At 69.8% G+C, this 9,988-nt stretch carries 10 protein-coding genes; 6 read left to right on the top strand and 4 right to left on the bottom strand.

The annotated features are described in order from the left end of the window. Positions 1 to 132: 132 nt before the first annotated feature. The 5 genes from NON22_RS04575 to NON22_RS04595 all read left to right on the top strand — a co-directional run bounded on the left by NON22_RS04575 (position 133) and on the right by NON22_RS04595 (position 4,527). Positions 133 to 342, top strand: coding sequence for a hypothetical protein (locus tag NON22_RS04575; protein WP_257385743.1), 210 nt, complete (start codon positions 133 to 135; stop codon positions 340 to 342). Positions 343 to 456: 114 nt separating this feature from the next. Then, positions 457 to 990 (top strand): hemerythrin domain-containing protein, encoded by a 534-nt coding sequence (locus NON22_RS04580; protein ID WP_257385744.1) that lies wholly within the window; start codon positions 457 to 459, stop codon positions 988 to 990. 707 nt (positions 991 to 1,697) lie between these two features. Beyond that, positions 1,698 to 3,167, top strand: coding sequence for a copper-containing nitrite reductase (gene nirK / locus NON22_RS04585; protein WP_257385745.1), 1,470 nt, complete (start codon positions 1,698 to 1,700; stop codon positions 3,165 to 3,167). Between the two features lie 5 nt (positions 3,168 to 3,172). Beyond that, positions 3,173 to 3,946, top strand: a complete 774-nt coding sequence (locus tag NON22_RS04590) for a formylglycine-generating enzyme family protein (protein WP_257385754.1) — start codon at positions 3,173 to 3,175, stop codon at positions 3,944 to 3,946. After that, positions 3,943 to 4,527 carry an SCO family protein gene (locus NON22_RS04595; protein ID WP_257385746.1) on the top strand — a complete coding sequence of 195 codons (585 nt, stop codon included), beginning with the start codon at positions 3,943 to 3,945 and terminating at the stop codon, positions 4,525 to 4,527. Before NON22_RS04590 ends, NON22_RS04595 begins: the two co-directional genes overlap by 4 nt. 205 nt (positions 4,528 to 4,732) lie before the next feature. Here the strand turns inward: NON22_RS04595 and NON22_RS04600 are convergent, their stop codons facing one another. From NON22_RS04600 to NON22_RS04615, 4 genes are all read right to left on the bottom strand, one after another. After that, entirely contained in the window at positions 4,733 to 5,128 is a 396-nt protein-coding gene (locus NON22_RS04600; protein WP_257385747.1) for a SirB2 family protein, read from the bottom strand. Between the two features lie 6 nt (positions 5,129 to 5,134). Then, a complete protein-coding gene (locus tag NON22_RS04605; RefSeq protein WP_257385748.1) occupies positions 5,135 to 6,367 on the bottom strand; it encodes an NnrS family protein in 1,233 nt (410 codons plus the stop codon). Then, positions 6,364 to 8,637 carry a nitric-oxide reductase large subunit gene (locus NON22_RS04610; protein ID WP_257385749.1) on the bottom strand — a complete coding sequence of 758 codons (2,274 nt, stop codon included), beginning with the start codon at positions 8,635 to 8,637 and terminating at the stop codon, positions 6,364 to 6,366. Before NON22_RS04610 ends, NON22_RS04605 begins: the two co-directional genes overlap by 4 nt. A 154-nt stretch (positions 8,638 to 8,791) precedes the next feature. Then, positions 8,792 to 9,505: a helix-turn-helix domain-containing protein gene (locus tag NON22_RS04615; RefSeq protein WP_257385751.1), complete on the bottom strand. Its 714-nt coding sequence runs from the start codon at positions 9,503 to 9,505 to the stop codon at positions 8,792 to 8,794. A 204-nt stretch (positions 9,506 to 9,709) separates the two neighbouring features. Between NON22_RS04615 and NON22_RS04620 the strand changes: the two genes are divergently transcribed. Continuing rightward, on the top strand, positions 9,710 to 9,988 hold a 279-nt coding region (locus NON22_RS04620), incomplete at its 3' end, for a universal stress protein (protein WP_257385752.1).

Here is a 9,988-nt window from a genome sequence, read left to right on the forward strand (position 1 = left end):
CGCACGAAGCCGTCGTGCACAGGCGCAGGCGCTGATGCCGCCGATCGCATATCCGCCGCGCACGGCCGCGTTGGCATGAGGCGTGCTCCAGGCGGAAGGCGCTCCCGCGCATCCGACAGAGGAGATTCCATCGTGGCCAACAAACCGATGAACCCGTCCAACGACCAGCAGAACCGCGGCAGCAACCAGGCCGACCGCAACGACCAGAACCGCAGCGGCAAGCAGAACCCGGACGGCAGCTCCATGGATCAGAGCGAACAGCGTCGCACCGCCGGCAAGGACGGCAACGATACCGGCCAGAGCAATCGCAACCGCGAAGAAAGCGGCCGCGACGACCGCTGACGCGGCCCGACGCAACTACCGGCGCCGGCGTCGCGACCGTTCCTTGCCACCGGGAACGCCGCACGCCGGCGCAGACTCATCACCGACCACCAGCCAGTCACAAGGACCTAGCCAATGGCATCGCGCAACCCACCATCGATCATCGATCTGCTCAAGGCCGACCATCGCGAGGTCGAGGAACTGTTCGAGGCATTCGAGGAAGCCGAAGGCGACGCCAGGCAGCAAGCGCAGCTCGCGAGCCGCATCGGCCAGGCGCTGACGATCCACGCGGAAATCGAAGAGACGCTGTTCTATCCGACCGTGCTGAACGAGCTCGACACGGAAGACGCGGATCTCGTCTGCGAGGCGACCGTCGAGCACGGCACCCTGCGCGGCCTGATCGCCGGCATGAACGGCGGCGACGCGGCGCAGCCAATGATCCAGGCCCATGTGGCCGTGCTCAAGGAATACGTGCAGCACCACGTGCGCGAGGAAGAGAACGAACTGTTCCCGCGCGTCGAAAAGCTCGGCCTCGACCTCGCCGCGCTGGGCGAGCAGATGCTCGAGCTCAAGCAGGAACTCACCGACGAGGCCGGCGGCCCGTCTCCGTCCGCGCGCGGCTCGACCATTCGCGTCGCCGACGTGTCGGCGCGCACGCCGGTGCATTGAGCAGCGGATTCGCGGCGGCGCGGCGCACCGGTGCGCGCGGAGAAAAGCCCCTCTTCTTCGCGGGAGAGGGGGCGGCGATTTCACGCGTCCCGCTTCGTCGGGCTCGCTCGCGTCAGCTTCTCAGCCTCCGGAAGTCGAGTCTTCCGTGCAGTGCGGCGGCCCGTCCGGATCGAGGCCGTCGTCGTAGACGTCGAGCAGCGCGGCGAGCGAGACGGACGTCGGGTGCGGCCGTCGAGCTCGTACGGCACGAGCGCGATGCAGGCGCGCGGCCGGGCCGGGCAGACGTTGTCCTGCGGTGGTCCGCGAGGTCTCGCCTATCCGACGCCGCCGGAATCGCAGCGCAGCTCGCCTCCGACAGCACGGACTCGCGGCCGAACGGCGTCTTCAGTAGCGCCGCAGTGCAGCCGCCCGCAGTCGCGGTCGACGGCCGCCGCATAGCGGAAATGCGGCAACGTGGCTGTCGCCGTGTCCAGGCGCGAATCGCCCGTCTGCCGGCTGTCATCCCAGGTGCAGACGGGGCTGCCGCCGACCGAAGTCGCCTGACTCGCGCGGAGCACGCCAGGCGAGCCCGTTCCGCTGACGGCGTCATCGACGACGACCGGCAGCGCGGCGCACGGGTCGTCGTTGCGCGTTTCGCTTGACCTTGGTCAATGCGTCCCGAGCGAGAGCGAGCGCAACCTGTCGCCGAATCCGCAACGGGAACGACGATGAAAGCGATACTGGCGTTGACGATTAGCGCGGCGCTCGCCGCGGCCGGCCTGGCCGGCGTCGCGAACGCGGCCGATGCCGCGAAGATCGGCGGCACGGCCGCCGCCGAAACGGTACATGCGGTGCTGACCTCGCCGCCGCAGGTGCCGCCGCCGACCGGGCGCAGCAAGCCGGCCAAGGTCGTGGTCGAGCTCGAGGTCATCGAGAAGGAACTGCCGATCGCCGAAGGCAGCACCTACACGTTCTGGACCTTCGGCGGCACCGTGCCCGGCAGCTTCATCCGCGTGCGCCAGGGCGACACGGTCGAGTTCCATCTGAACAACCACCCGAGCTCCAAGATGCCGCACAACATCGACCTGCACGGCGTCACCGGACCCGGCGGCGGCGCGGCGTCGAGCTTCACGGCGCCGGGGCATTCGTCCCAGTTCACGTTCAAGGCGCTCAATCACGGCCTTTACGTCTATCACTGCGCGACCGCGCCGGTCGGCATGCACGTGGCCAACGGCATGTACGGCCTGATCCTCGTCGAACCGCCTGAAGGGCTGCCGCCGGTGGATCGCGAGTATTACGTGATGCAGGGCGATTTCTACACCGTCGGCAAGTTCCGCGAGAAAGGCCTGCAGGCCTTCGACATGCAGAAGGCCATCGACGAGAACCCGACCTACGTGCTGTTCAACGGCTCGGAGACCGCGCTGACCGGCGACCGCGCGCTGACCGGCAAGGTCGGCGAGCGCGTGCGCCTCTACGTCGGCAACGGCGGTCCCAATCTCGTGTCGAGCTTCCACGTGATCGGCGAGATCTTCGACAAGGTCTGGTACGAAGGCGGCACGCATTTCCAGGAGAACGTGCAGACCACGCTGGTCCCGGCCGGCGGCGCGATGATCGCCGAGTTCAGGCTCGACGTGCCCGGCAGCTACGTGCTCGTCGACCACTCGATCTTCCGCGCGTTCAACAAGGGCGCGCTCGGCGTGCTCAAGGTCGACGGTCCGAAGGACCTGGCGATCTATTCGGGCAAGGAAGTCGACTCGGTCTACCTCGGCGACAAGGCCACGACCCTGGCCGCGGTCGACACGGCGGCGAAGTCGGCGGCCGCCGGCACCTTGTCGCAGGAGGAACAGGTCGCCGCGGGCAAGGCGCTGTATGCGGGCACCTGCTCGGTCTGCCATCAGGATTCCGGCAGCGGCCTGCCCGGCGTGTTCCCGCCGCTCGCGAAGTCGGACTTCCTGGCCAGGCAGAAGGCCGAGGATCTCATCAGGATCGTGCTGCGCGGCCTCACCGGTCCGGTCGATGTCAACGGCCAGCGCTACGACTCGGTCATGCCGCCGATGAGCCAGCTGACCGACGACGAGATCGCGAACATCCTGACCTTCGTACGCAACAGCTGGGGCAACCAGGGCGACCGCGTGCGCAAGGACGAGGTGCAGGCCGTGCGCGCGGCGACGCCGCGGGCCGAAGGCGCCGCGCATTGAACACCGTGCTCGCCCTCGCCTTCGCCGCCGCGCTGGCCGGACCCGGCGCGGCGGACCCGGACTGGGCGCGGCTGCCGGGCAATCCGGCGTTCAAGAGCGTGCTGGCCTACGAGGACACGCGCGCCGGCGTGCCGGTGCGCGCGTTCGAACTGATGCGCCGGCCGGTCAGCAACGCCGATTTCCTCGCGTTCGTCCGCGCGCATCCGCAGTGGCAGCGCGGCGGCGTGCCGGCCGTGTTCGCCGAATCGCGCTATCTGCAGCACTGGACCGGCGCGCTGGATCCCGGAAAGGCCGCGGCCGCCCAGCCGGTCGTCCACGTCAGCTGGTTCGCCGCACAGGCCTACTGCGAATCGCTCGGCACGCGACTGCCGAGCTGGACCGAATGGGAATACGCGGCCGCGGCCGACGAGACGCGCGAGGACGCGCGCCAGGATCCCGTCTGGCGCGAACGCATACTCGGCTGGTACGCCAACCCGAGCTCGCGGCCGCTCGCCGACGTCGCGAGCCAGCCTGCCGACGTGCACGGCATCCACGACCTGCACGGCCTGATCTGGGAATGGGTCGACGACGCCGGCTCGCTGCTGATGTCGGCCGACAACCGCGAACAGGGCGGCGCCGACAAGCTGCAGTTCTGCGGCGCCGGCGCACTGTCGGCGGCCGATCGCGAGAACTATGCGGTGCTGATGCGCACCGCGATGTTGTCCGCGCTGCAGGCCGAGGATGTCACCGCCAACCTGGGCTTCCGCTGCGCCCGCAACCTTGCCGGAGCAACACCATGAATTTCGCCCGTACCGCTGCGTTCGCGCTGTGCGGCAGCTTGCTGCTCGCGACGGCCGCGGCCGCCGACACCGTACCGACCGATTCGGTCTATCAGCTCGCCGCCGGTTTCACCGACCAGGACGGCCGCGACTTCCATCTCGCCGACCGCGCCGGCAAGCCGCAGGTCGTCGCGCTGTTCTACACCTCGTGCCGCTACGTCTGCCCGCTGATCATCGACAGCGCCAAGGCCGTCGAGCATGCCCTGACGCCGGCGCAGCGCGAACGCGTCGCCTTCCTGATCGTCAGCATGGATCCCGCGCGCGACGATCCGGCCATGCTGCGCAGCGTCGTCGACAAGCGGGGGCTGGACACGCAGCGCTGGACCCTCGCGCGCACCGACAAGGGCGCCGTGCGCCAGTTCGCCTCGCTGCTCGACGTGCGCTACCGCGAACTCGCCGACGGCGAGTTCAACCACACGAGCGCGCTGGTCCTGCTCGACGCGCAGGGCCGCCGCATCGCGCGCACCGAACGCCTCGGCGGCGCAGCCGACGCGGAGTTCGTCGAGGCGGTGAAGACCGCCGTGGACGCCGCGAAAGATTGAATACCGAGACCTGATTTCAACAGGCCCAGGCCCATCTCCGTTTCCACGACGCCGGCGCCGCCGGCGTTTTTTTGTTTCCCGATGCGAGGCCAAGCCGATCCGCCCATGCCCGGCCGGCCGGGCATGGGTGGGGATGGGTTGCTTCGCTGGTTGAATGCATACGCGAAAGCCGGCCAACGGGTGGGACGCGTGACGGCCGGCCGCGCTACAGCGATGCAAACCAGCCCAGCGGATGATGCGCGCGCGCGACGCTGACGATGAACAGGTAGACCGCGATCGCCGCGATGAAGCAGGCCAGGCGTATGCCGCGCGTGCGGCCGCGCTTGAGCGCGAAGGTGCCGAGCACGATGTAGACGACGAGGCACAGCACCTTGACCGTCAGCCAGGACTGCGCGCCGGGATACTGGTGGATGATCGTCGTCAGCATCAGCGCCGCGGTCAGCAACGTGGTGTCGATCGCGTAGCTCGTGTAGCGCAGCAGCGCATGCCGGCTCCAGCGCGAGTCCGCGAGCATCAGCAGCCCGCGCAGCGCGAACAGGCTGCCCGAGGCGATGACGGCGGCGATGTGGACGAACTTGATCTGCAGATAGAACTCGACCATGGACTCTCAACCGGGATTGCCGTCCACGCGCGGACGCCAGTAGATCAGCGTATAGCGCAGGACCCAAGGCAGGAAGGCCAGCAGCCAGCCGGCGGCGGCCGCGGCCATCCAGACCGGCGACGACGGCAGCCATTCCGCGGCGACGCGCAGCACGGCGACGAGCTGCACGCCGGCGAACGCGAACCAGGCGGTCGGCCCCATTTCCAGCGGCCGGCCCGAATGCCCCTGCGAGACCCGCGTGACCATCGCGACGAGCATCGAACCGAAGAAGCCGATGGTCAGCGCATGCAGCGGCGCGCGGCCCCAGGCGTCGACGCCGTACAGCGCGAAGCCCGCGCTCTGCAGCGCGAACAGCGCGAACGCGACCGGCAGCCATGCGAAGGCCAGGTGCAGCACGAGCAGCAGGCCCGGACGCCGGCACAGCCACGGCTGCCAGCGCAGTGCATGCAGCGCGAACAGTACGGCGAGCAGGCCGTCGACGGGCCAGAGCCAGCCGGCGAAGCCGGTTGCGTCGAGCGCGACGTGCGCGACGAGCAGGGCCCATACCGCCGGCAGGCTCCAGGCGGGCCGGAACGGCCTGTAGGCCGGACCGACGATGACGCTGCTGAAAAACGGAATCATGCGGTGGCAGACCGTGAAGTAGACCGGCAGCAGGAACAGCAGCGCGGCCATGCGGCTGCCGAGCCAGGCGCACGCCGGCGGCAGCAGGCCCCAGAGATGGCCGCAGAACAGTGCGACGCCGGCCGCGCCGACACCGAGCGCGGCGAGACACGACAGCGCGTGCGCATCGCGGCGCCCGGAGCGGCGCAGCACGCCGGCCAGCTGGTACAGGCCGAACAGCCAGCCCGCGAGAATCGCGCTGAAGCCTGGCGCGAGCAGCGGCGAAGACCCGGCCGCGCCGGCCAGCGCGAGCAGATAGCCGCCCATGACGCCGGCGAACACGGGTACGTAGCGGCGGCGCGACAACGCCGGCTGGCCGAGCCAGCGCGGAAACACGGTCAGCAGGAAGCCGAAGATGAAAGGCGGCAGCATGCCGTACTGGGCCAGCGCCGCATGCACCCAGGCCGGCGGCACGGCGAGCGCGACGCCGCTGCCGCGGGCCTGCAGCAGCAGCACGCCTGCCCACCAGGCCATCGACAGCAGCACGCTGGCCGCACCAGCGAAGAACATCAGCCGGTGCGGCGCGCTCGCGAGCAGCGCCGCCGCCTCGGCCGGCGCGAAGCCCGCCGGCGTTTTCATGACCCGGCTTCCGGCAGCACGGCGAGGTCCGGCGCCGTGCCGCGGCGGCCCAGCCAGAGCCGTGCGACGAAGCCGGCGAACAGCAGCGCGCCGACCGCGAACAGGGTGTCGCCGGGTACGCGCATCCAGACCAGCAGATGCACGATGGGCTGGTTCATGAACTCGGCCGAACGTGCCTGCCAGTAGCCGTGGTCGAGCACGGCCGACAGCTGCAGCACGCCGAGCGGCAGCAGGGTCAGCAGCGCCATCAGCGACAGGCCGATGTTCATCGACCAGAACGCGCCGCGCAGCCAGCCTTCCGCCCACGGGCGGTCGGCACGCAGGCCGCGCAGGCAGACCAGCATCAGCCCGAGGCCGAGCATGCCGTAGACGCCGAACAGCGCCGTGTGTCCGTGCAGCGGCGTCAGGTTCAGCCCCTGCATGTAGTACAGCGCCAGCGGCGTGTTGATCAGGAAGCCGAACAGGCCGGCGCCGACGAGGTTCCAGAACGATACCGCGAGGAAGAACAGGATCGGCCAGCGGTAGCGCTGCATCCATGGCGTCGCGCGGCCGTGCGACCAGGTCTCGTGCGCTTCGAGGCCGATCAGCGCGAGCGGCACGACTTCGAGCGCCGAGAACGACGCGCCCAGCGCGATGACCGCCGTCGTCGTGCCGGCGAAGTACAGGTGATGGAAGGTGCCGAGCACGCCTCCGGCCATGAACACGATCGTCGCGAACAGCACGTTGACGGTCGCGGTGCGCGCCCGCACGAGGCCGAGCTTGACGAACAGGAACGAGACCACCGCGACGGCGAACACCTCGAAGAAGCCTTCGACCCACAGGTGCACGACCCACCAGCGCCAGTATTCGACGATGGACAGATGGCTGTGCTCGCCCCACATCAGCCCGGCCGCATAGAACGCGGCGATGCAGACCGTCGACAGGAACAATAGAGCGACTATGGACGCGAGGTCGTCGCGGCGGCGCAGCGCCGGCCACAGCGCGCGGCCCATGAGCACGAGCCAGAGCACGAGGCCGATGAACAGGAAGATCTGCCAGAAACGGCCGAGATCGACGAATTCCCAGCCTTGGTGACCGAACCAGAAATTGTGCTCGAGGCCGAGCTTCTGCATGACCGCGAACCATTGGCCGGCGAACGCGCCGACGACGATGATCAGCAGGCAGACCCAGAGCAGGTTCACGCCGAGGCGCTGGAAGCGCGGCTCGTGGCCCGAGACCGCCGGCGCGATGTACAGGCCGGTGCCGAGCCAGGCCGTCGCGATCCACAGCACGGCGAGTTCGGTATGCCAGGAGCGGGTCAGCGAATACGGCAGGATGCTCGACAGCTCCATGCCGTAGAAGTCGCGCTCGACCTGGTAGTGCGCGGTCAGCGCGCCGAGCAGGATCTGGCTCAGGAACAGCGCGATGACGACCCAGAAATATTTCGCGGTCGCACGCATGGACGGCGTGATCGTCAGCAGCGACATCGGATCCACGGCCGGCGGCGTCAGCGGCTTTTCCTTGCCGTGCCAGACCGCGTAGTGCCAGGCCAGCAGGCCGATGCCGGCGATCATGAACAGCACGCTGAAGACGCTCCAGAGGAACGCGTCGCTGGTCGGCGCGTTGCCGACCAGCGGATCGTAGGGCCAGTTGCTCGTGTAGCTGGCTGCGGCGCCGGGACGCTGCGCGGTCGCCGCCCAGGCGGTCCAGAAGAAGAAGCCGCTCATCGCGCGGCGGTGCTCGGCCGTATCGACCGTGTTGTCGCGCAGCGCGTAGGTCGCGCGCAGGCCGGCCGTGGCCGGATCGTCGCCGAACAGGCTCACGTAGTGCCCGGCGACGGCCTCCATCGCCGCGGCACGGTCGGCGGACACCTGGATCGTGTTGGAGGCCGCGTCATAGGTGTTCGTGCGCACTTCCTTGCGCAGGCGCACGGCCAGCGCGGCCTGCGCCGCCTCGTCGAGCTCGGCGTAGCGCCGGCCGCCGTCGCGCTGCGCCCAGGCGTCGAGCAGGGCCTGCGATTCGCGGTGTATCCAGTCGGCGGTCCAGTCCGGCGCGACCAGCGCGCCGTGGCCCCAGACCGAGCCGACCTGGTGGCCGCCCATGCTCTGCCAGACCTGGCGGCCGCGCTCGATGTCGGCGCGCGTGTACAGGGTCTGGCCGCCGGCGACGACGACGCGTTCGGGCAGGGGTGGAGCCTGCTGATAGATGCCGCCGCCGACCCACAGCAGCGCGGCGAAGGTGACGGCAAGCAAGGTGCCGAGTGCAAACCAGAGACGTTTGGTCGTGGACATGTGGCGAATTCGCAGCCCTTGGAAAACCCCAGCCTGCGATCGGCCCGCGCGGAAAGCGATGATCCAAGTCAAGGCTCGTCCGGTTGCCGCGTTGCCGCCGCGATGAGCGTGTCCGCGCGCGCTTTCGGCGGCTGCGGCAAATCGCCGCGCGTGCTCAGGCCGGCAGCAAGGCGCCGGCCAGCCGCAGCAGCTCGTCGGCGCGCAGCAGGCTGACGCTACGTTCGCGTACGCGGATCCAGCCCTGCTGCTGCAGGCGGCCGAACGCGCGGCTCACGGTCTCCGGCGCGAGGCCCAGGTGATTGGCGATGTCGCGGCGTCCCATCGGCAGGCGGAATTCGCTGGCCGAGCAGCCGCGCGCGGCGAAGCGGCGGCCGAGGCGGATCAGGAACGCGGCGACGCGCTCGTCGGCGGAATGGTCGCCGGCGAGCAGGATCGCGCTGCCGATGTCGCGGCTCAGCAGGCGCAGCAGCTGCTCCTGCATCGCCGGCGCGCGCGCGGTCAGCGCGGTCAGCGAACGGAACTCGAAGCGGCAGAGATAGGCCGTGTCGACGGCGACCGCGTCGCACGGGAAGCGTCCCGCATGGATCGCGGCGAGGCCGACCATCTCGCCGGGCAGATGGAAGCCGGCGATGTATTCGCGGCCGGCGCTGCCGGCGTAGACCGTCTTGAGCACGCCGCTGCGCACGGCGTAGAGCGCGCGCAGCGGTTCGCCGGCGCGGAACACGACGGCGCCGCGGCGGAACGGACCGACGTGGCGCATCACGAGCTGCAGTTCGTCGAGCAGGCTGCGGTCGATGCCGTGCGGCACGAACTGCAAGCCGAACACGCAGGTCGTGCAGAAGCCGCCGGTCTCGCCGTGGCCGTTCACCGCTCTTTCCTTGCCCGTTCCGACCCTCGTATCCACTGCGTCTCCGGCTGGCTGTTTCGACGATTCCCGCGCCGCACCGGCGTGGCTGCGCGACCCGACGCCGCGAGCTTGGGTCCCGGCGGCGAATCGCCGCTTGACCTGGATCAATGACGGCCGCCACAGCGCTGCGCAGCATGCGCAGACCCGGGTCTGCGGACTGCCGCCATGAAACTGCTCGTCGCGATCGACGCGAGCGACTCCAGCGAACGCATGATGGACTATGTCGCGCTGCATTGGCTGCCGTGCGATCCGGCGCCGTCGGTACTGCTCTATCACGCCATCGCGGCGGACGACGGCGACGGCCGCGGCGATCCGCTGCGCTATGCGCGCGCGGCCTGCGCGAGCGTCGGCCTGCCCTGCGCCGAGCTCACGACGCGCGAAGCGCCGGCCGCCGGCATCCTGCGCGTCGCGGCGGAGATCGGCGCCGACGCGATCGTGCTCGGC

The organism is Tahibacter caeni (assembly GCF_024609805.1).
Taxonomy (GTDB): domain Bacteria; phylum Pseudomonadota; class Gammaproteobacteria; order Xanthomonadales; family Rhodanobacteraceae; genus Tahibacter; species Tahibacter caeni.